Origin of the sequence: Citrobacter sp. TBCS-14 (assembly GCF_005280805.1) — a bacterium.
GTDB classification, from domain to species: domain Bacteria; phylum Pseudomonadota; class Gammaproteobacteria; order Enterobacterales; family Enterobacteriaceae; genus Citrobacter; species Citrobacter gillenii.
This window is the reverse complement of the sequence record NZ_SZWM01001186.1, coordinates 1-216: the sequence shown is the minus strand read 5'-3', so window position 1 is coordinate 216 and position 216 is coordinate 1. Positions and strand designations below refer to the sequence as shown.

At 57.4% G+C, this 216-nt stretch carries 1 protein-coding gene; it reads right to left on the bottom strand.

Translation table 11 applies throughout. The annotated features are described in order from the left end of the window. The coding region (locus FDX22_RS24705; protein WP_370317828.1) for an NAD(P)-dependent oxidoreductase at positions 1-216 on the bottom strand (216 nt) is incomplete at both ends.

The window sequence follows — 216 nt, the reverse complement described above, 5'->3', positions numbered from 1 at the left end:
GACCTGGCCCAGATGCTGCGGCAACACGGATTCGAGTCTTTCACGCAGCAGGCGGGCAAGAACAGGGGATGTACCGCCTGAGGAGACCGCCACCATCAGCGGAGAGCGGTCGATAATGGAGGGCATGATAAAACTGGCCGCTTTTGGCGCATCGACCACGTTACAGAAAATACGGCGTGTCTCTGCGGCATTGCTGACGCTAAGATTAACGGCATC